The following is a 20,613-nucleotide window of genomic DNA, read 5'->3' on the forward strand; positions in this document are numbered from 1 at the left end:
CGGAGGAATGAGTTATGTCAAAAAGTCACAGCCCATACTTTACTACCAGTGAGCTGGCCAAGACTTGCGGAGTCACCAAACATACCCTTTTCCATTATGATGAGATCGGGCTCTTGAAACCAGAATTCACAAACTCAAAAGGCTATCGTTTTTACTCCATTCAGCAATGCTACGCGCTTGATATTATTAATGTGCTAAAGAAGGCGGGGAGCTCACTACAGGAAATCAAGGAATTTATTGAGAATCAGAATACGCCTCTGCTCATAGAGCTATTCAAACAGAAACTGCATGACCTTGAAGTGGAACGGATTAGAATAAAACGGATGCAAAGCCTATTGAAAGGTGCCATTGAAATGACGGAGCAAGCCAAGGGAGAGTTACACGATGGACCGTCAATAGAAGAATGTGAAGAGGAATATTTCATTGCCACACAACTGGAACAGGGTGATGGTGATAAGGAGTTTGCTCACAAATTAAAGGAACATCGAGATTATTGCGAAAATCACTTTACTGATTATGAGTTTCCGATCTGGACCATTTTATCCAAGGATCGGTTTGAGTCAGGGGATTATTATTCCGATTATATTGCCAATAAGCTAAAGGCTCCGACTGTGGGAAAGAGAATAGTTACCAAATCCAAAGGCCTCTATGCTGTCTTAAATCACAGAGGATCATATGAAACAATGTCTGAAGCGTACTCCGTTATAAAAGAGTATATAGCGAGTAAAGGGATGACTGTGTGCGGGAGTGCGTACGCAGTGGATTTGCTCAACTATTTCGCAGAAAAAAATCCAGACGACTATGTAATACGGATATCGGTTGAGGTTTGTAAAGGGAGAAAATTTCTTTTATAAGGTTATCTTTTAAGATATGATAGAAAATAACGCACTTTATGATGAAGCTATTGAAAGGTTGGATGTAAGATGGAGAAAGCAACTTTTGCAGGTGGATGCTTCTGGTGTATGGTGACACCATTTGAAGAGCAGCCGGGCATTCATGGCATTGTGTCAGGATACACTGGAGGAACGATTCCCGATCCGACCTACGAGCAGGTTAAAACAGGAACTACAGGTCACTACGAGGTGGTGCAGATTACTTTTGAGCCTGAGCTGTTTCCTTATGAAAAGCTGCTCGAATTATATTGGCCGCAAACAGATCCTACCGACGGGGAAGGTCAATTCCAGGACCGGGGTACACAGTATAAACCCGCAATTTTTTATCATACAGAGCAGCAACGTGAGCTTGCGCAACAGTCCAAGGAGCAGTTGGTACAAAGTGGACGTTTTGATAAGCCAATTGTAACGGAGATTCTTCCTGCTTCTATTTTTTATCCGGCAGAGGATTATCATCAGGATTACCACAAGAAAAACGTGAAGCACTATAAGGAAGATCGGGCCCAATCAGGCCGTGATGAATTTATTGATAAGAACTGGTAAGCGGCTTTAATATACGTTTCTACGCACGATAAGGCAGATCAGGGAGTATTCCATGGATCTGCCTTATACATATTTAGACGAGGTTACTCACACAATGAAGGGACAGAGAAGGAGGCTGACCCGCAATGAGTACACGACGGAAGCTACACATGAGAAACATAATAAAAAAGGCTTTAAAGGCATCTCGCGGCCGGAAAGAGCCAGCTTATGTACCTGTATTCCATTCAAGCTCTAAAATACGGAGAACCGTAGTACTCTGTATTTCGGTATGCATGTTATTCATGGTCTGTAGTACTGGTGTTGCAAAAGCATTAGACAAACAGGACGTGCCGCAAAAGATGGTTGCCGTCATTATCGACGATCTGGGAAATAATATGAAAGGGACTGAGCAAATTTTAAATTTACCCGTTAAGATTACCGTTGCTGTGATGCCTTTCCTGCCTACAACCAAGCAGGACGCTATGGAAGCGCATAAGCGTGGTCATGATGTCATCGTCCATCTTCCAATGGAACCAAAGCAGGGAAAGCCCGAATGGCTTGGACCCGGAGCAATTAAGGCAAATATGACGGATGAAGAAGTACGTGCTAAGGTGACAGCAGCCATAAAGGATGTTCCTTATGCGATAGGAATGAACAACCACATGGGTTCCAAGGTCACTTCGGATAAACGCATTATGTCTATTGTTCTTGATGTTTGTAAGGAGCATGGACTATTTTTTGTCGACAGCCGTACTAATTATTGGTCAGTGGTACCTGAACTTGCCGCTAAAAAGGGAATGCCACCGGTACGCAATGATGTTTTCCTGGATGATGTCCATACACTCGCTCATGTGAATCGGCAACTTACAAAAGTGATTGAGTGGCTGGACGAGCACGATACATGCGTAACGATTGGGCACGTTGGCGTGTCTGGCATGTATACATCCTCGGCTCTTCATTCATCGGTTCCCAAGCTAAAGGAGCACGCCAAATTTGTGGGTATTAGCGATTTGGTGCGTGCTGTATGGGGATGGACTGGAGACCCAGCCACCAACACTACCATGCCGTCAGATGCGCAATAATGCCTTCGGCAACAGCTTCAGCAATGCTTTTTTGACCGCGATCCCCGGAAAGCATGGCTCTGTCCTGTTCGTTACTGATAAATCCGGTTTCCACAATTACAGCGGGATGCTGGATTTTATTCAGAAGATAAAAGGGTTTTCCGTACACTGTTTCTCTATTCATGCAAAATAAGCGGTTTAATGAATGCTGAATCCGTTCAGCCAACAGATAGCTGCTGCCTTCATCCTGATACAGCACAATGGGTCCACGTTTTTCGGTACGTTTGGTCCAATTGACATGCAGGCTTACAACCAAAGCGGTGGGCAGTTGTTCTGTTAGACTTTTACGTTGAGCCAGGTCTTTAAGGTGCCGGGATTTGGACTGCAACCAACGGTTATCGTCACTCAGTGCGTAGTCCTTGTCCCGATTCAGGACAGCAGGGTAACCCTGGGAGCGTAAGATCAAGTACAGCTTTTGAGCAATGGCGAGATTGATATCTTTTTCCAAAAGCCCTTTGTGACTTGTTCCACCATCCACACCGCCATGGCCTACATCAATCAGGACAACGGGCTTGGCAAAAGCGTGATAGGACGAATGTACGTTGGATGGACCCTCTGTATACTTGTTCGGTTCGCTACTTTTCTCGTTGGGCTGAGCAGCTAGATAGGTAAATGGGGCAAATACAGCACTGCAAAGGATGCATAGACTCAACCCCAGCCCTTTCAGCCATATCTTGTTTAACTTTTTTTTTCGCACGTTCTATTCCTCCAGTGGACGAATTGATTGTTTACTGAAAAACCATGCATAACAGACATCAAACCTAAAGCAACGTAGCTGCCTTCAAACATAACAATTAGCCTTGAGGTAACTGTTATGTTGAAGATAGTATGTTCCATTTAAGGGAAACCATGCATAGTTATTCCCACAGGGGTTAGACCTTTTGGAAAATGAGCAAGCTAGTTGTATCTGCACCTAACGTGTAAATCCGATATTTCCAAGCAATGTGAATGGACATGATAGGGGCAGAATAGAGGAGGTCATGGAGGATGGCGAAGAGTGACGAACTGGTGACGTATATTACGCAGCGAATTGTTCGCTATATGGAAACGCCGCGTGATGTTCGACGCAGTCAAAAACAAGCCAGAGAGCCGTGGGTGAGCAAATGGTTTGGCATGTTGCCTCTGGCTCTGAAAATGTGGATGAAATCCACACGCAGAGAACGAAGAAAGCGACATTAAACTCGCCAAAGAGACCACAAGAGGCATAGGGGATGCCATTTGAGGTCTCTTTTTGTGTTGTAGGGATCATTCCGAATCATTTTGCGTGTTTCTTAATAACTAAGAGTCCAAACGAAAAAATTCACCAGCTGACAATAACTGTTTTAAGGGTACAAATCGGGACAGTCCATGATGGTAGGTTAACGCATATAAATTGGGTTGGGACGGATGATCTGGGGATATCCAGGACTGATACCCACTAATGGATAAGGGACCTCCAAAGGCAAAATTGATACCTGTGGCAGAAAATATAATACGCGGTGAAATACTCAGTGTATCCATAAATTGGGCTGTGTTACGGACAGAAAGTTTTTGCTTGGGTTGAAGCCAACCCAGATCGTCATAGGGATCAAAAGGAGCAGACGAGACCGTAACCGCTTGCGCCTTTGTTTTCAAAAAGGGTACAGATAAAGAGAATGCGTTGTTCTGGAGCTTATGTTTCCAACTCCCATCTGCCACTTCTACAGGTAATGGATCGCCAGTCACAGCATCAATACATATTTCGCTGCCTGTAGAGGAACGCACCAGCCAGTAGGCTAGTAGCGGTTCCTCATACATAGGTGTGATTTGCAGCTTGTCGATAGATGAAAGATCAGTATCTGTGAGCGACACCAGGGATTGACGAAGTACAGCCATACTATAAGGCCCGCCCGGACCATTCCCGTATTCGTTGAGTTGATATGCGCCATTGGAGTCTGAGCCGATAATCAGGTAGCCGATGTATTCTCCCGCACGGTTTACTTGAACAAGCCAACTATGGGTTCCAGGTCCGAGCGGATGATAGCTAAGCTCAGCATCTTTCCACGAGGCAAAAGGGGGCTGCGATGATAGGGATTGTACCGTGTTGTCCGCAGTCTGTTTTACGTCTGCGGGCACGCCTTGCTCCTCAGTAGGAAAACTTGCTGAAACGTCACCTGGGGAAGGGGGAATAGGACTCGTGGAATTCAATGGAGGAACCCACGAGCTTTCGTTGTAGAGAGACACCGAGTTTAAATTGTTGCCTTGTGCGGCTGAGGGAGCCGCATGAATGGAAGTGAACGGACAGACTGCGGACAGGCCGATCAGAACAGCTGCGATCATACCTATGCTATAGTGCCCGGAATGACTCTTATTCAATGTAATCCACCTTTCTGTCGGCTTGATTGCCCGACGGAGGCATTCTTTTTTATCCAGCATACAGCCTGTCCGATAAAAAGACTGCTGCACCTTGTCGGCATAAATGTCGTATCCAGGTTCGTTTTTTGCTGTCGATACATAGGAGACATGTTTAACCAAACTTGTGGTTACAGCAGCGGAAACTGATGTAGGCTGAAGCAAGATGTTACAAGCTGACGATACCTCTGCAACTTTCCTGCGAAGGAGCGAGAGATATCGGTTACCGCAGATGAAATATCCCGCAGTTAATGGCGGATACGAGTACCTTTGGCTCATATTGCCATACCATTTCTTTACGGCGGGCTTGATGCTGCTCTGAAATGGCTTCTTTTTTATCCTCTTCCTCTTTCTGCTCTTTGATTAGATCATCGTAGTAGTGGTCAATAACCTCCAATTCCTCGCGCAATCGTTCCTTCGCCTGCTCAGCCCAACCATAATCTTGCTGACGGAGTTGTTCAGTGATGTAGCTTTCAAGCGAGGTGGAAGCTTCAGGGACAGATAGCTTGGCAGGCTGTACATGCATATTGCCCGCCAGCAGCGGGCTGAGCTGCCGGGTTTCGAGCATGGCGCCAAAATCGGTTACAATGGTGCCGCTTTTGAGCGAAATACCTAGCCACTGAAGTTCCTCACGCTTCAAATCGCAGGCGAATTCAATCTTATAGCAAATGCTGAGCCAAGCTTCATAGACTACGGGAGAGCGGGCAGACAGCTGACGGGCATCAGGCTGCTCAAACAAATAAACATATTTCCCTCCATCTCGTGCGGCTTCAAAAATTTGATGCAGCCGACGGCTTCCATATCGAAGCTCCTCCTGCAAAATACGTCCAGGTCCTAATTGTGGTAACGTCGGTACATGACCGAAGTAACGCCCCATGACCTGATCCTGTGCTGCGTTGCCTGATGCTGGAGTTGGTGGCGTATGATCGGCTAAACGTTCCTGTTCTGTGCGATAGGCTTCCCCATCAAAGATGAAAGTGAAGGACATCGTCTGCGCTGGAACGCCAGTACGCTCTACGTATCCCCAATAGTAGGGGCGGTTTGTTAGGGCTTTATCCGCTTCTGGAGAAAGCTTGACGGTTACATGGTGGGGCGACCTCTCGATGACACTACATCCGGTAGCTTCCAGATAGGTGTGGACAAAGCGCTGGACTTGCTGTGCATTCATGGTCAAACTAGCGACCTCCTTTCACACTGCGTCGAGCTTTGCCCGGAGGAACCGTATTGCCTGCTAAGCCTAATAAATCCTCGGTGTTTGGCTGGTCTGTGCGCAGTTGTTCCATTTCCTGTTTGATGGAATCCAGCGAGTGACCCAGATTTTGCATTTTTTTGCGAATTTCATCATCGCTACTGGATTCAAGCATAATTTTATACAAACTTTTTTCAATGGATTCTTTCTTCTCAAACTTCTCCAGAATAACGTCCAATCCGCCAATGACCATCTCAAACATATTTATCTTTTCATGCAGCAGATGCAGGATATGCTCCTCAATCGTTCCAGTTGTGGACAAGTTAAAAATATTAACATCATGCGTCTGTCCAAGTCGATGTACCCGTCCGATCCGCTGCTCCACGCGCATGGGATTCCACGGTAAATCGAAGTTAATCATATGGTGACAAAATTGCAGGTTAATGCCTTCACCACCCGCTTCGGTGGCAATCATGACCTGAATGCGCCCACGGAACAGATCCATCATCCAATCCTTGCGTCCACGGTTCATGCCGCCTCGGTAAGGAACAGCAGATAGGCCACGGTCACGGAAATAGTTCAGCAAATACTCCTGTGTGGCTCGGTATTCTGTAAAAATGATCACTTTTTCGTTCATCTGACGGATAAGCTCAAGCGCTTTTTCTGCTTTGGAATTGGCCTTGATCGCTTTAATGTGTGCAACCAAATCCCAGACACGATCGCGTAGAGGAGAGTCTGGAGCCATCTTTTTAGACAAATTGACCAGAGTCACGAACACAGCGTCCCGGCTGCTGCACACTTCCCGTTGAAGGGTGACGAGAGACAGCATGCTACTTAAATTTCCGCCATTTGCCTGGTATTGCTCTTTGACAAAAGAGGTCACCCCATCGTACAGCGCTTGCTCTTCCGGCGAAAGTTCCAAGTGAATGTTGGAAACATTTCGTTTGGTGAATTGAACCGGGCCTTCTCCGCGACGATTGCGGATCATGACTTTAGACAGCTCATCCTTGAGCTGATCTTCATTTTTAGGCAGACGTTTATCTACAACAAAGTTGGCTGAAAAATCGCCATGTCTTCCCAATTGACCGGGCTTGAGCAGTGTAATCAGGTTAAACAGCTCAGACAGATCGTTTTGTACAGGTGTTGCTGTCAGGAGCAAACAATATTTTTTACGCAGCTTCATAATGAACTGGTAGTTGGATGTCTTTTTATTTTTCAGCTTATGAGCCTCGTCTATAATGAGCAGGTCATAATCGGTATCTAGCAGGATGTTACTATGGGGCTCCCGCTTGGCGGTATCCATAGAGGCCACGACGACCTCGGAAGACCAAGAATACGCTTTCTTCTGGGCGACAGCGGGAATACCGAATTTGCTGTTCAGCTCACGCACCCATTGTAGGACCAGGGATGCGGGTACAAGAATAAGCACTTTGGAAGCCAGCCCGCGAACCAGATATTCTTTTAGGATCATTCCAGCTTCGATCGTTTTGCCTAGGCCGACTTCATCGGCAAGAATGGCACGTCCGGACATTTGAAACAGTACCTTCCGAGCGGTATCCAGCTGATGGGGTAGTGGAGTGAGGTCTTGCAAATGCTGTAGACATTGAAGCTCATCGAAGCTCGGCACCAGCTTGGCTTTTTCAGCCTCAATGGCCAGCTGATACAGATTCCAATCTCCCCAAGGGCCACCTTTGCGTAGGCGTTGGTCCAGCTCATCCTGCCAGCTTCGATCAAATTGCACCGGAACAGGCAGTGGCGCTTGATTGTGTATATGCGGGGAACTTGTCGATTTGGCTTTCATGATGATTCCCTCCCTCCTGGTAGTAGCACAGTTGAAGCTCTTGGTTCTGTCACATATGTGGCATCTATTTAGCACAGATCGTAGATGTAGTATGGACGGAAAAAGATATCTTCATAACAGGAGGGATGAAATCCTTTAGCTGCCTTCCATTAACTTTTGGAGTTTACTTTCCGTAGAGGTTTGCGCATTGGGGGTGTAAATGCTACAACGGAGATCAACACTGCCTTGTACCTGAAGAGAAGTCAGGTCAAATAGCATTTTGCCAGCCTTGGCATGACGAAATTCAATGAGCACCTCCGGTGCGGAGCTTACTTCACTCTGATTCCAAAGCTCGTTAAACTCTGGGTAGGCCTGGCTCATATTTTGTATAAATTGTGCATACCAGGGGTCTGTCACGTATTGCCCGTAATAAGCACGGAAAATAGCAAGGAATCCCTTTACAAAGTGTTCCCAATTCACGGCTAGACTTTTAAACTCCTTTTTGGTGAATAGCAGTTCAATCATATTGCGTTGCTCATGGGGTAGCTCGGCAAAATCCATAAAAACATGAGCAGCAGCGGCGTTCCAGCCGACAATATGACAGCGCCGATCTGAAATAATAGCAGGGCAGTAGTGCAGCTCTTGTACGATCTTTTGCAGAGAGGGGGAAATGACGGCTTGCTCTGCAGGAGCAGGAAGGCTGTGAGACCCGGCCTCAATCGCCAAATCATACAAATATTTGCGCTCGTCTGTGTTCAACTGCAATGCGGCAGCAATAGCATCCAACACAGAGGCGGACACCTTAATATCTCGTCCTTGTTCCAGCCAGGTATACCAGGTCGTACTGACACCTGCCAGCTGAGCGACTTCTTCTCTGCGCAAGCCTGGTGTTCTGCGACGTGATCCTTGGGGGAGACCGACCATATGTGGGTGTAGGCGGGCTCTTTTCGTTTTTAGAAAAACAGATAGTGCTTCCAGACGTGCTTCCGTTTTCATAGGTATTTTCTCTCCATTCAATGGGTATATCCGAAGTGAGCAAATAAGGCATTTACTATAGTAGTGTTCATTATACCAGGATAAACAAACACTTGTAATAGGATAAGACGAGGTTAAAATGAGGATTATAAGTAAGTCACCGAGCAGGAGGAATGAATAGCTTATGCAAAGAGTAGTGATAACAGGTATGGGTGTCGTTTCCCCACTGGGTAATGAAGTGGACACGTTGTGGAAGAATTTGCTGGAAGGCAATTCAGGTATACGTAAAATTGATACATTCGATGTGTCCGATTTGAAAGCACAAATTGCTGGACTGGTACAGGATTTTGATGCAGAAAAGCAATGGGGACGTAAAGATGCTAGACGAATGGATCGGTTTACTCAGTTTGCATTATATGCGGCAGAGCAAGCACTCAAGGATTCCGGTCTGGAACTGGATCACACCGATTTGGAGCGTGTCGGTGTTTATGTGGGATCGGGAGTCGGCGGTTTGGATACGTTGGTGGACAATGTAGATGTGCTGCTACATCGTGGACCGGGTAGAGTTAGCCCAACGCTGGTACCTATGATGATCTCGAATATGGCTGCTGCTCAAATTAGTATAGCGTTTGGAGCGATGGGACCTACGCTTTCACCCGTGACGGCTTGCTCTATTGGGAATACAGCAATTGGAGAGGCGTTTCGGACGATTCGTACAGGAGATGCAGATGTCATTTTTGCCGGTGGGGCTGAAGCGGCGGTGACTAGATTGGCCTTGGCGAGTTTCGCTAATGCGACTGCCTTGTCCACACGTAACGAGGAGCCTTCTATAGCAAGTCGACCTTTTGATCAGAATCGGGACGGCTTTGTCATGAGCGAAGGTGCAGGTATTCTGGTACTGGAGTCACTGGAACACGCTATCCGACGTGGTGCGGAAATCTATGGTGAGGTCATCGGTTATGGAGCCAGTTCGGATGCTTATCACATGGTTGCACCGCATCCCGAAGGAACCGGAGCTTACTTGGCGATGAAAGCGGCCCTTCGTTCGGCTCACATCTCCCCTGAGGAAGTGGACGTGATTAGCGCCCACGCGACGAGTACGTCTGTCGGGGATGTCGCTGAGACCCTTGCAATCCACAAGCTTTTTGGTGATTATGCCTATCAGATTCCGGTTACTGCGAATAAGTCCATGCTGGGTCATATGCTGGGGGCTGCGGGCGGTGTCGAAGCGATTGCGCTTGTACAATCCCTGCGGGAAGGTATCATTCCGCCAACGATGCATCTGGATAATCCAGACCCTGCTTGCGATCTGGATTATGTGCCTCACGAAGCGCGCAAGGTTCCACTAAATATTGGGCTATCTAATTCTTTCGGCTTCGGTGGTCATAATGCGGTTATTGTGCTGAAGCGCTACGAGTCATAATTTGTAAGGAGTTATTGAAACCTCAGGCATTCTATCCGGCTGGATAGAGCACCTGAGGTTATTTTAATCGAAGAATAACAGATTCATTTTAGATAAAAGATAGAGTAAGATGAAGGAAAACATTTGGAGGGACGTGAAACCATGATTTTAATCAGGAACATACAATCAGCAGACGCTGAAGCGTATTGGAATTTGAGACTGGAAGCCCTGCAAATGAACCCTGAAGCTTTTGGAACCTCCTATGAGGAAGCTGCAAGAGTTCCATTATCTGATGTGGTGAAGCAGATACAAAATAAACGAGATCATTACATACTTGGTGCATTTACAAAGGATCATCAGCTAGCTGGTATGACTGGGTTTAGAAGAGAACAAAAAATAAAAACGCAGCATAAAGGAACGATTTGGGGAGTTTATGTACCATCGACCTACCGAGGTCAGGGGATCGCTAAAAAACTTTTATTGGAAGTCATCAGCCAAGGTAGAAAATTGGAAGGTTTGAAGCAAATTAACCTGAGTGTGGTAACTACCAATCAAGCTGCTGTTAAGCTGTATAGGAAGTTGGGATTTGAAACCTATGGTATAGAAAAGAATGCTTTAGAATATCACGGACAGGAATATAATGAGGAACTCATGGCTTATTTTTACTAAGGGTGAAAGGTTTTGAAAAAATGAAAATTGACCGATTGCTTTCTATCGTCATTTTGCTGCTAAAGAAAAATAGAGTACAAGCGAAGGAACTGGCTGATTTATATGAGGTTTCGATCCGGACGATCTATAGAGATATTGAAGCGATTAGTATGGCAGGTATTCCGGTGGTGACTTATCAGGGAGCCAATGGGGGAATCGGTCTGATGGAAGGATACCGTTTGGATCGCAGTATGCTGACGGATAACGATGTCAAGGACATTGTGATGGGGCTGCAGAGTTTGTCCTCGACGTTGGGCAGCCCCAATGTGTCGCGGTTACTTCATAAATTTGAAAGTATCATACCTGAGTCCGGGAAAGAGCGATTTAGTGTCCGTACCACACAGTTTATCGTCGATCATTCGGGATGGGGAAATCAAGCTGCACAGGAAGGCAAATTGAAAAAGGTGAAAGAAGCAATGAGCCAAGCGCGTACTGTCGCTTTTACCTATCGAAATGCGGAAGGAGCCATAACGGAACGGAATGTTGAACCGCATACGCTCGTTCTGAAAGGACAACAATGGTTTGTATATGCGTATTGTCCCGATAGGGAACAGTTTCGTCTATTCAAACTCTCCCGCATGAGTGACCCTGTGGTTACAGAGACAGTTTTTGCTCGCAGGGACCTTTCTTATGAAGTGCTGCCGTGGAATGAGGGACGGATGGAGGCATCCAGAGCCGTACAACCATTTACGCTACAATTTAACCGTAATTCAAGGCATTTGGCGGAGGACTGGTTTGGCGTAGAAGCATTGACCGAGCAGGAGGAAGGGATCTACACGGTTTCGGTCCCGTTTCCCGAGGATGCATGGGCGTACGGATTTATTTTAAGCCTGGGACCGGATGTGGTTGTCAAGGAACCAGCCCATTTGCGAGACAAGATTCATAAGATGGCGCTGAGTATTGCGTCTAATTATGAAGAAGTTCGGGAATCATCTTAGATTAAGTAAAACAAACCTGACCCATAGTTGTCAGGTTTGTTTCGTTATACTGGTGGCATACCTGATATCAGTTAGCGAAAGGGGATTTACGAGGATGGATAAAGCTTGTCAAAGTTGCGGGATGCCGTTGGAGCATGAGGACCAATATGGAACGGATGCACAACATCATAAAACGGATGAGTATTGCAAGTATTGTTACAAGGAAGGCGAATTTGTACAGCCTGAATTGACTATGGAGGGAATGATTCAGCAGTCTGTGCCTTTCCTGGTAGAGAAGGGGATGCAGGAAGAAGAAGCGACTTCGATGCTGCGTAATTACCTGCCGTTTTTGAAACGATGGCGGTCCTCAGAGGATACGGGGCTTACACTGGATGGACCCATTCGGGAAGAATATCGAGGTGAGATCCGTTTGATTGGGTTGAAAGCACGTACAAGTAATCAGAATGAACAAACATCTCACGGGATCATTCCAAACATGTGGGAACGTTTTTGGAGTGAGGACGTGCCTGGTCGGATAAAGGAAAAAGCAGGACATGCTTCTGTCTATGGTTGCTATACTGACTATGAAAATGGAGCTTTGGGCGAGTATACATTTTTTATCGGGAAGGAAGTGGCTGTTGATTTCCAGACTCCTGACGATCTTGAAGAACTTGTCATTCCGGCTGCACGCTATGCTATTTTTCAGGGAACTCAGGAACCTTCTTCTGTCTTCCGTGTATGGCAGACGATTTGGGAGTGGGCTGCCATGGGACAAGGGGAGCGGACATACACAGGTGATTTTGAAGTGTATGGCAGTCCAGATGAACCTGTTTTGATTTATATTGCAATCAAGTGATGATTTTGTCGTGACAGAAGAGAACCGCCTGGCCATTATTGTGGACCAAGCGGTTTTTTCTGATTCAATCAATAGCAGTCTCCCCATCAAGTTGAACGTCGAGTTACAGCCCAAAAGATGAGAGCCAGAGCACTGACACCAGCTCCTAATAGACACACCCCGTTCCATCCGGCATAGATGTACATATGAGTGGAAGCAATGGCCCCGGTGGCGCTACCGATGGAATAAAATATCATGTAGCCTGCAGTAAGTCGGCTCCGTGCCTCAGGGCGAACATTGAAAATCAGGCTTTGGTTGGTGACATGTACAGCCTGTACGGCCAAATCCAAAAGTATTACTCCAAGAACTAAAGCGAACAGAGAATGCTCGGTGTAGCGGATAGGTAACCAGGATAGCAGCAATACAACTAGTGCGATACCCGTCGTCCGTTGTCCCAAGCCCTGATCGGCAAGACGCCCTGCTCGTGCTGCTGCTAATGCCCCGGCGACTCCAGCCAGGCCAAAGGCTCCGATGGCTGTATGTGAAAGAGATAGAGGCGGGGCACTGAGAGGTAACACAAGCGAAGTCCACAATATGCTGAACGCCGTAAAAATGAGCAGCGCAAGGACAGCACGAATACGCAGAATTCGTTCTTGCACGAACAGTACGATAACCGAGCGGAGCAGTTGCGGATAGGAAAGTGTCACACTTGTGGGTTCGTTCTTTGGCAACACCCGCAACAGAGCTACAGCCATAAACAGCGTAAGTATAGCAGAAACAAGGTAAACTGAACGCCAGCCTGCCAGATCAGTTAATACACCGGCCACGGTTCGTGCCAGCAGAATGCCGATAACGACTCCACTGGTCACCAGACCTACGATACGCCCACGTTCAGTCGGATTAGCCAAGGTAGAGGCGAAAGCCACGAGTGTTTGAGTGACTACAGCCAGCAGTCCAATCATTGCCATTCCCATAAGCAGTATTGTACGGGTAGGAGCAAAGCTAACCACGATTAGTGCCAGCACGGATAGCAGCATTTGCCCTGTAATCAGTCGTCGTCGATTCAAAAGATCGCCAAGCGGGACGAGCAGCAATAATCCCAACGCATAACAAATTTGCGTGATGGTAATGACCATGCCTACCGATGAGTGCGTAATGCCAAATTCGTTTGCCAGCGCATCCAGCAATGGCTGTGCATAGTAAATGTTAGCGACAGCCAGCCCGCAGGCTATGGCAAACAAGAGTGCCACAGATCGGGACAAGGAGGGAATGGGGGCTGTTTCGGCAGCATTTGCTACCTTTTGATGAGGGAGGAGTACCGCTTTTTCTTCTGACGTCTTCATTTTCACATACCACGTCGCTTTCTGTAATTTACATACCGTTGAGTATAATATACCGATTGGTATGTAATGAATTTAGGTCAATATAACTCGTGCAAATATAAAATGTCAAGAGTTTATCATGTACATATTTGACAGTTTCTTTTCCTGATCATACAATCTTAATATACTGAACGATATGAAAAGAAGGAGCTGCTTATGGTTCGACCACGGGAATTTGATGAAGATCAAGCGTTGAATGCAGCGATGCAAATTTTTTGGGAAAAAGGATTCGAGGCTACATCTTTAAGCGATTTAACCTCCAAAATGGGAATTCAGCGCCCTAGCATTTACGCTGCTTTTGGAGACAAGAAGCAATTATTCGAAGCCGCGCTGCGCAAATATACGCAATCCCACGCTGCTTATGTACGCTCTAGACTACAAAGCAATTCTTCTGTAAAAGAAGCGTTTTACAATTTTTTTGGAGGAATCGTGGCAGAAGAGTACGAGGATGGGCCTAATAGGGGATGCTTTTGTATCAATACGATGGTAGAATTAGCCCCTCATGATGAAAGATTTGAAATTTTAACCAGAGAACATCAGATGTATCTTTCTGCCGTCTTTCAGGAAACCCTTGAGCGCGGTATACGATCAGGAGAGCTGGAGGCTAGCATGGACGCACGAGCTCTGGCCCATACGATGGTCTCTTTGTTAATCGGGATTACCGTGATGATGAAATCACGTCCAGCGCGCTCTTTTGTAGATCAGGCGGTTGCGACTTTACTTATATTACTGGATGGGAAATAGAGATGAAGGGAAGAAGCAGGGATGCCACAGATAAAGGCCGTTCAAACCCCGATTGGAGCATTGTATGGACGAGATGCGATCTATTTGGACCATGTGCATATGAATTATTCGAAGAAGGAGCTAGTTTTGAAGGGAGAGATTAATGGGGGGCTGGCAGCGGAAGCAACAGATGGTTTTGTGCCCTACGAACTGATATTCACAGAAGTCTACTACTTCAACATGATTGAACTGGACGTTGCTTTGCACCTGTCTGATCGGGAATATACGCAGGGCAGCAGCTTTGATGAGCTTACAGATACGCCGTTATTGGCTACAATAGCAAGTGCACGGGGGAAAAATCTAAAGCACCTTATGCTGAAAACCTATGACGATATAGTAGAAATTGCCTGTGGAGACTATAAGATGACTATATAAACGGTTGATTTTTAGAAGAGGAGCAGGATCAATGGATACCCAAATTGAACTATTAAACGTGACTGTATGCTGAATATGTTATTCATACTGTCGGTCCTGTGTGGAATGGTGGCGACCATCGGGAAGAGGAGCTATTGGCGAAATGCTACCATAATGCACTCCAATTAGCTTTAGAACTGAATGCACGAAGCATTGCCTTTCCGAACATCAGCTGAATGAGAGAATACATGCGTGGAAATTAGGGGGGATCATGAATGCATGAGGAGCAAAACCAGGAACATTGGCCGGTGTGGGCTACGGAGCCTGTAAAAATAGTGAATGCTGATCCTGCCTGGTCAGAGCAGGGCTTAAAGGTCATTCACCAGTTGCGGGAGTTATTACTGCCGTTTAAGGTGACGGAAATCGAACATATAGGAAGCACGGCAATTCCCAATCTTTCCGCTAAGCCCATTATTGATATTATGGCAAAATTAGAATCTTGGGATCAACTGGAACAGGTCGTATCTGCTTTACAACCAGCAGGCTGGAACTATGTTCCACCTGAATTGGACGGTCGGGAATGGAGAAGATTTTTGGTTAAAGTGGAACAGGATCAAAGAAAGGGACATCTGCATCTCATGCTGAAATCTGATGAGCATTGGGATCAGCAGCTATTGTTTCGGAATCGACTTCGTGAACAGCCTGAGCTGATTCAGCAATATGATGTATTAAAAAGACGGCTGGCGATGGAAAATCAGCATGATCGTGAAGCATACACGGAGGCCAAGACTGATTTTGTGCAAAATGTTCTGAATACCGGACATCCTAAAGATTAGGACGACCGGACTCCTGGATACTTTCCGACCAAGCGCCGAAATCTCCGACATTTGTTATTGCCGTGTAGGGGAATGGCCGGAAGGCTTGCCAGCACACCAGAAAAAGCTTATTCAGAAGCTGCTAAAGTAACTTTCATCCAGTACTCATGTTCATTTCATGATAGGAAAAATCGTATTTATAGACGTTTCAAGAATACGCTGATGCGTTCCAAAGCCATTTCCAACTGTTCTCGTGATGATGCATACGAGCAGCGGATAAAGCCCTCGCCGCCTGGGCCAAATGCGGAACCGGGTACAGTAATGACTCCTTCTTCTTCCAGCAACCGCTTGGCAAACTGCTCTGAGCTTAACCCTGTGTGCATAATGGAGGGAAAAGCATAGAAGGCACCGTTTGGTTCGTGACATGGCAGTCCTGTCTGACATAGGCCTTCAACGAACCATTTTCTACGCAGATTGTAGGATTCCATCATACGATCTTTTTCCTCCAGCCCGTTACGCAGGGATTCAATTGCGGCAATTTGCCCGATAATAGGAGCGCACATGGCGGTATATTGATGAATCTTCAGCATAGCTGAAATCAACTCTCTTGGGCCGCACACGTAGCCGACCCTCCAGCCTGTCATCGCAAATGCTTTGGAAAAGCCGCTGATGAGCAGGGTGCGCTCTTTCATTCCCGGCAGAGCAGCGAAGCTTACATGCTTCTGTCCATAGGTCAGTTCAGCATAAATTTCGTCTGATATGACGACAAGATTATGCTCCTCAACCAGGCGGGCAATCGGTAGCCAATCCTCATAGGTCATCACCCCACCCGTCGGATTATTCGGATAACAGAGAATAAGCACTTTGGATCGTGGAGTCAGCTTGGCTTGGAGTGCCTCAGCTGTCAGCTTGAACTGCTGATCCGCAGAGGTTTCAACCGTTACGGTATGTCCTCCGTTCAGAAACGTGATGGGTGAATACGAAATATAACATGGAGCCGGAATGAGTATTTCATCGTGTGCGGTGATCAGGGCGCGTAGTGCCAAATCCAGTGCTTCACTGCTGCCAATGGTAACCATGATTTCATCTGTCGGGTTGTAGGATGTGCTGAAGCTGCTCTCCAGATATCCGGCAATCTCTTCACGAAGCTCGGGAAGACCAGCATTCGGTGTGTATGATGTTTTACCATTTTCCAGTGCTGTGATACAGGCCTTTCTGACATGTTGAGGGGTTACAAAGTCAGGTTCACCGACACCAAGCGATACAATATCTTTTCTGCCTGTACTATATTCGAAAAACTTACGGATGCCTGAAGGTGGCATTTCCCGTACAGCTGGAGTCAAAAAATCGGTTATTGATACTGCTGTCGATACATTTGTCATGATGATTTCCTCCTTTTTAAAAAACAAAAAAACCCGCCCCTGTAAAAGGGACGAGTTTATACCCGTGTTACCACCCTAGTTTCATTCCATAGGAAATGACACTCTGTTCACGTATCCATCAATACGTGTTCCGGTTAACGCTGGAAAGGCGGCAGAGCTTACTTCAGGTTCAGCCCGCTTCTCAGAGATGGCGTTCGGCTACCCTCGGAATGTTGGCTTTCACCTGCCCCAACTCTCTGCAAATCCGCTGTATAGCTTACTCGTTCTCGTCATTGAAATTTGTTACCGTATCAAGTTAGGTGTAATTATAAGCACAACATTTCAGGATGGCAAGTCTTTTTTTTAATAAACTTTAAAGACACATCATCATCATTGACGACTGGAAAATAACGTATATAGTGGTATCAAGGGGATTGTGCCCCAGATTTCAATGTGTTATATGACTATATTGCCAGAGAGGAATGGTATCCATATGAACGTATTTGAACGCTTTAGCAGTGAAGTTTTGCCGGCGGATTGGAGCTGGATCAATGAGCCGGCTGAGTGGAGATTCGATGATTCCAAGTCTTTGCAAATTTCTGCACCTTCACAGGCAGATTTCTTTAGGGATCCGTCTGGCGCAGCGACTAAATCGTCCGCACCCTTTTTGCATACAACGCTTCAAGGTGATTTTACAATATGGACGAGGGTCCGTGTTGATATGAAGCAGCCTTATGATTCAGGATGCTTGATGATGATGGCGGATGATACCCACTGGGCTAAGCTGTGTTTTGAATATTTTGAAAGCACTCCATCTATTCTTAGTGTGGTCACTCGGGATACATCCGATGATTGTATCTCTGGGGCGATGGACGTGTCCAATCCGTATTTACGAGTGGCACGAGCTGGAAATTGCTTTGCATTCCATTATTCATCAGACGGTCAGCATTGGAAGCTGGCGAGATATTTTGGTATGAATGTTCCTAACCAGCTAAAAGTTGGAGTTGTTGCTCAATCCCCGGTGGGGGAGGGCTGTGCTGTTACCTTTGATGCCTTGACGATAACAAACCATGTATCCGAGGACATACGAAACGTGGAGTAAATAGACAAAGGCTTTCTCTCTAAGTATGAAAGCGCTATAAAATAGGGCTTGAAAAGACGTATATACGCATACTCAGGCAGGAGGTAGATGGAAACTTGCTGTTAAGAAGGAAGGGCTACAAGCTGCTCAGTTTGTTGGGAGTGCTGCTTGTAGCTACGTTGGGCTGTTTCGGACTCATTATGTATTTACAGTCCACAAGCGGAACAAGGATGTATCAATTTCTGTACTGGGATATATTCCTGGCCTGGGTTCCGGTCTTTATCACTCTGGGAATGATGGCTTTATTCAGACTGCAAAGTACAAAAGTGAGAAGTATTCTTTTATTTTTCTCTTCAATTGTATGGTTGTTTTTTCTGCCGAATGCTCTTTATTTGGTGACTGAGTTACTTCATGCGTTTCGTTTTTACGATGTGAATCCTGATACACGTTTTTGGTTGAACACACAATTTTGGTTTATCTTATTTACGTCTTTTTCAGCAGCAGGGCTGGGCCTTTTTCTTACATCCCTTTGTGTATTGGTGATCCACCATATGCTGAGGAGGATTTGTTCAGGTGGACTCGCATGGGCTGTAGTTTTTGTGTTGTTGTGGCTGGCCAGCATAGGCGTATATATTGGCAGATTTGCTCGCTGGAATAGCTGGGATGTATTATTGCAGCCACTGGTGCTCCTTGCGGATATTTGGAGATGGGGAGTACATGCAGGACCAAGGCTTCATTTGCTGTCCTTTTGCTGGCTGGTGTTTGGGATAGCAGTCATTTTTTATTTATTGATCTATATCTCTTTAAGTGAGAATCAGGATGTTTAGGCCGAGGACATGTATTCAATGAATACAGGCTTCGGCCTATTTTTTTACATGTAGAGTGTCAGGAGTTGGTGCTGTCCTCCCCGTGCACATCGTAAAGCACGCGTACAAGCAGATCCTGACTGAAATTCCCGAATCTTTTGCCAAAAATAGTGAGCCCACCTTTGTTTTCCGATTGATCGGTTACGGATAAACGGAGTGTAATGTCGCTTTTATAGTTAAGGTTAATATCGTCTATTGTGACTTCGGATATGCGGCACCCGTCAATGAAGCTGCCATGCTGATTGATGCGAATTAATTTGAGCATACCATATTGATTCAAATGCGGTGGCCACCAATCTGGATTCAGAACCCCCGGCACTTCTCCAAAATCTCCGGCGCTGGTCCAGTGCCCAATAGGGATACCGTTAATATGAAAACAAATGTCAGAGGGATATTCCTCACAATAGCAGGGTGCTTCTGAGCCCAGTTCTGCGGAGAATTGAATTTCCTTAAAGGATTGATTCGCTTTCAGATAGTTGGGGATGCGGTATTCCAAAAAACCTTCGGCCATCCAGATCATTTCCGACTCCAGCCGCCCGGGATCTGCAAAATAGCGTGGATCATCAAAATCGCCGATTATGCTGTCTCGGGTCACCAATCCACAAGTGGGGGACGCTTGGTAGTTACTATAATGACCTACGCGAATCTCAACCTCATACACATTTTTTTGTTCTCTGCTGCGCAAATCTACCATCAGCTTATCCTTGTTCAAATAACACATTTTTCGGGTACCATGCTTGCCGCTAACGGTATTGATCTCCACAAGGCCGCATTCTTCCAACTTTCGAATATGCATTGTAATGGTACCGTTGCTCAAATTAAGTTTGTTTGCAATGTCATTCATACTTTGGCCCTGATAAGCAAGTAGCTCGAGAATTTGAATGCGGATTTCGGAACCCAGTGCTTTAAAAATATCTAACCCTGACATTAAGTTCTTAATATAAATCATAGCTATAGACCATCCTTATCTATAAAAATTGTGATGTAAGCGCTTATATTTTTTACTTTGATTTATGTTAAAATAAAATCAAAAAGAAGTAAACTGCTTTTTTGTAAATTTTTTTTACTAAATAAAGAGGGGAGTGATTAGGCTCCAAATTAGAGATTATTTCATAAATAAATCGTATTTAAGTTTTATTACTAGTTTTTTAGATGAAAATTAACTTAAATACGATTTAATTTTGCTTTTCATGTTACTCTAATCTATGTTTTATAATTATTTAAAAAGATTGAAAAATACATTGACGAACTGAGGAAGC

General features: G+C 45.7%; 21 protein-coding genes, 1 pseudogene and 1 other annotated feature. Of the genes and pseudogenes, 14 read left to right on the top strand and 8 right to left on the bottom strand.

From position 1 onward, the window contains the following. Window positions 1-14 precede the first annotated feature (14 nt). The 3 genes from ACUUJN_RS09210 to ACUUJN_RS09220 all read left to right on the top strand — a co-directional run bounded on the left by ACUUJN_RS09210 (window position 15) and on the right by ACUUJN_RS09220 (window position 2,497). Window positions 15-854 (top strand): MerR family transcriptional regulator, encoded by an 840-nt coding sequence (locus ACUUJN_RS09210; RefSeq protein WP_076264291.1) that lies wholly within the window; start codon window positions 15-17, stop codon window positions 852-854. Between the two features lie 69 nt (window positions 855-923). After that, entirely contained in the window at window positions 924-1,436 is a 513-nt protein-coding gene (gene msrA / locus ACUUJN_RS09215) for a peptide-methionine (S)-S-oxide reductase MsrA (protein ID WP_028542807.1), read from the top strand. A 125-nt stretch (window positions 1,437-1,561) separates the two neighbouring features. Next, complete coding sequence (locus ACUUJN_RS09220; RefSeq protein ID WP_075154039.1) at window positions 1,562-2,497, top strand: divergent polysaccharide deacetylase family protein; 936 nt, start codon at window positions 1,562-1,564, stop codon at window positions 2,495-2,497. Here ACUUJN_RS09220 and ACUUJN_RS09225 read toward each other — a convergent pair. Beyond that, window positions 2,472-3,233 (bottom strand): N-acetylmuramoyl-L-alanine amidase, encoded by a 762-nt coding sequence (locus ACUUJN_RS09225; protein ID WP_023988051.1) that lies wholly within the window; start codon window positions 3,231-3,233, stop codon window positions 2,472-2,474. The two genes, ACUUJN_RS09220 and ACUUJN_RS09225, sit on opposite strands and share 26 nt — an antisense overlap. Before the next feature lie 290 nt (window positions 3,234-3,523). Here ACUUJN_RS09225 and ACUUJN_RS09230 point away from each other — a divergent pair, with 290 nt between their 5' ends. Then, complete coding sequence (locus ACUUJN_RS09230; protein ID WP_484669519.1) at window positions 3,524-3,715, top strand: YqzE family protein; 192 nt, start codon at window positions 3,524-3,526, stop codon at window positions 3,713-3,715. Between the two features lie 99 nt (window positions 3,716-3,814). On the opposite strand, the gene ACUUJN_RS09235 is transcribed toward ACUUJN_RS09230, so the two are convergent. The 4 genes from ACUUJN_RS09235 to ACUUJN_RS09250 all read right to left on the bottom strand — a co-directional run bounded on the left by ACUUJN_RS09235 (window position 3,815) and on the right by ACUUJN_RS09250 (window position 8,871). Beyond that, window positions 3,815-5,071, bottom strand: a complete 1,257-nt coding sequence (locus ACUUJN_RS09235; protein WP_226887703.1) for a hypothetical protein — start codon at window positions 5,069-5,071, stop codon at window positions 3,815-3,817. Window positions 5,072-5,129: 58 nt separating this feature from the next. Then, window positions 5,130-6,080: a YqhG family protein gene (locus ACUUJN_RS09240; RefSeq protein WP_053325174.1), complete on the bottom strand. Its 951-nt coding sequence runs from the start codon at window positions 6,078-6,080 to the stop codon at window positions 5,130-5,132. A 1-nt stretch (window position 6,081) separates the two neighbouring features. Further along, complete coding sequence (locus ACUUJN_RS09245) at window positions 6,082-7,896, bottom strand: DEAD/DEAH box helicase (RefSeq protein ID WP_053325175.1); 1,815 nt, start codon at window positions 7,894-7,896, stop codon at window positions 6,082-6,084. 135 nt (window positions 7,897-8,031) lie between these two features. After that, the gene (locus ACUUJN_RS09250; protein WP_023988057.1) at window positions 8,032-8,871 is read right to left on the bottom strand and encodes a helix-turn-helix transcriptional regulator; all 840 of its coding nucleotides are present in this window, start codon (window positions 8,869-8,871) and stop codon (window positions 8,032-8,034) included. A 163-nt stretch (window positions 8,872-9,034) separates the two neighbouring features. On the opposite strand from ACUUJN_RS09250, the gene fabF reads away from it, so the two are divergent. From fabF to ACUUJN_RS09270, 4 genes are all read left to right on the top strand, one after another. Next, window positions 9,035-10,273: a beta-ketoacyl-ACP synthase II gene (gene fabF / locus ACUUJN_RS09255; protein ID WP_023988058.1), complete on the top strand. Its 1,239-nt coding sequence runs from the start codon at window positions 9,035-9,037 to the stop codon at window positions 10,271-10,273. 141 nt (window positions 10,274-10,414) lie between these two features. Beyond that, window positions 10,415-10,921 (top strand): GNAT family N-acetyltransferase, encoded by a 507-nt coding sequence (locus ACUUJN_RS09260; protein WP_023988059.1) that lies wholly within the window; start codon window positions 10,415-10,417, stop codon window positions 10,919-10,921. A gap of 20 nt (window positions 10,922-10,941) precedes the next feature. Continuing rightward, window positions 10,942-11,898 (top strand): helix-turn-helix transcriptional regulator, encoded by a 957-nt coding sequence (locus tag ACUUJN_RS09265; protein WP_023988060.1) that lies wholly within the window; start codon window positions 10,942-10,944, stop codon window positions 11,896-11,898. A 94-nt stretch (window positions 11,899-11,992) separates the two neighbouring features. After that, window positions 11,993-12,733, top strand: coding sequence for a zinc ribbon domain-containing protein (locus ACUUJN_RS09270; RefSeq protein WP_484669520.1), 741 nt, complete (start codon window positions 11,993-11,995; stop codon window positions 12,731-12,733). A gap of 86 nt (window positions 12,734-12,819) precedes the next feature. On the opposite strand, the gene ACUUJN_RS09275 is transcribed toward ACUUJN_RS09270, so the two are convergent. Beyond that, the gene (locus ACUUJN_RS09275; protein ID WP_023988062.1) at window positions 12,820-14,055 is read right to left on the bottom strand and encodes an MFS transporter; all 1,236 of its coding nucleotides are present in this window, start codon (window positions 14,053-14,055) and stop codon (window positions 12,820-12,822) included. Window positions 14,056-14,250: 195 nt separating this feature from the next. Between ACUUJN_RS09275 and ACUUJN_RS09280 the strand changes: the two genes are divergently transcribed. The 4 genes and pseudogenes from ACUUJN_RS09280 (at window position 14,251) to ACUUJN_RS09295 (ending at window position 16,067) form a co-directional block, all read left to right on the top strand. Next, window positions 14,251-14,838 (top strand): TetR/AcrR family transcriptional regulator, encoded by a 588-nt coding sequence (locus tag ACUUJN_RS09280; protein WP_023988063.1) that lies wholly within the window; start codon window positions 14,251-14,253, stop codon window positions 14,836-14,838. A gap of 21 nt (window positions 14,839-14,859) precedes the next feature. After that, window positions 14,860-15,252 carry a hypothetical protein gene (locus ACUUJN_RS09285; protein WP_023988064.1) on the top strand — a complete coding sequence of 131 codons (393 nt, stop codon included), beginning with the start codon at window positions 14,860-14,862 and terminating at the stop codon, window positions 15,250-15,252. Between the two features lie 62 nt (window positions 15,253-15,314). Continuing rightward, window positions 15,315-15,464 (top strand): annotated as a pseudogene (locus tag ACUUJN_RS09290) (macro domain-containing protein); the annotation flags it as partial. A 42-nt stretch (window positions 15,465-15,506) separates the two neighbouring features. Beyond that, window positions 15,507-16,067, top strand: coding sequence for a GrpB family protein (locus ACUUJN_RS09295; protein WP_023988065.1), 561 nt, complete (start codon window positions 15,507-15,509; stop codon window positions 16,065-16,067). Window positions 16,068-16,243: 176 nt separating this feature from the next. On the opposite strand, the gene ACUUJN_RS09300 is transcribed toward ACUUJN_RS09295, so the two are convergent. Continuing rightward, window positions 16,244-17,428 carry an aminotransferase class I/II-fold pyridoxal phosphate-dependent enzyme gene (locus ACUUJN_RS09300; RefSeq protein ID WP_023988066.1) on the bottom strand — a complete coding sequence of 395 codons (1,185 nt, stop codon included), beginning with the start codon at window positions 17,426-17,428 and terminating at the stop codon, window positions 16,244-16,246. A 43-nt stretch (window positions 17,429-17,471) separates the two neighbouring features. Continuing rightward, window positions 17,472-17,710, bottom strand: a binding site (T-box leader). 190 nt (window positions 17,711-17,900) lie between these two features. Between ACUUJN_RS09300 and ACUUJN_RS09305 the strand changes: the two genes are divergently transcribed. Next, window positions 17,901-18,509 (top strand): DUF1349 domain-containing protein, encoded by a 609-nt coding sequence (locus tag ACUUJN_RS09305; protein WP_028542799.1) that lies wholly within the window; start codon window positions 17,901-17,903, stop codon window positions 18,507-18,509. 95 nt (window positions 18,510-18,604) lie between these two features. After that, window positions 18,605-19,315: a DUF1361 domain-containing protein gene (locus ACUUJN_RS09310; RefSeq protein ID WP_068940295.1), complete on the top strand. Its 711-nt coding sequence runs from the start codon at window positions 18,605-18,607 to the stop codon at window positions 19,313-19,315. Between the two features lie 58 nt (window positions 19,316-19,373). On the opposite strand, the gene ACUUJN_RS09315 is transcribed toward ACUUJN_RS09310, so the two are convergent. Further along, window positions 19,374-20,303 carry an ArsR/SmtB family transcription factor gene (locus ACUUJN_RS09315; RefSeq protein ID WP_053325180.1) on the bottom strand — a complete coding sequence of 310 codons (930 nt, stop codon included), beginning with the start codon at window positions 20,301-20,303 and terminating at the stop codon, window positions 19,374-19,376. Window positions 20,304-20,613 lie beyond the last annotated feature (310 nt).

The organism is Paenibacillus sp. LRG-1 (assembly GCF_057220305.1).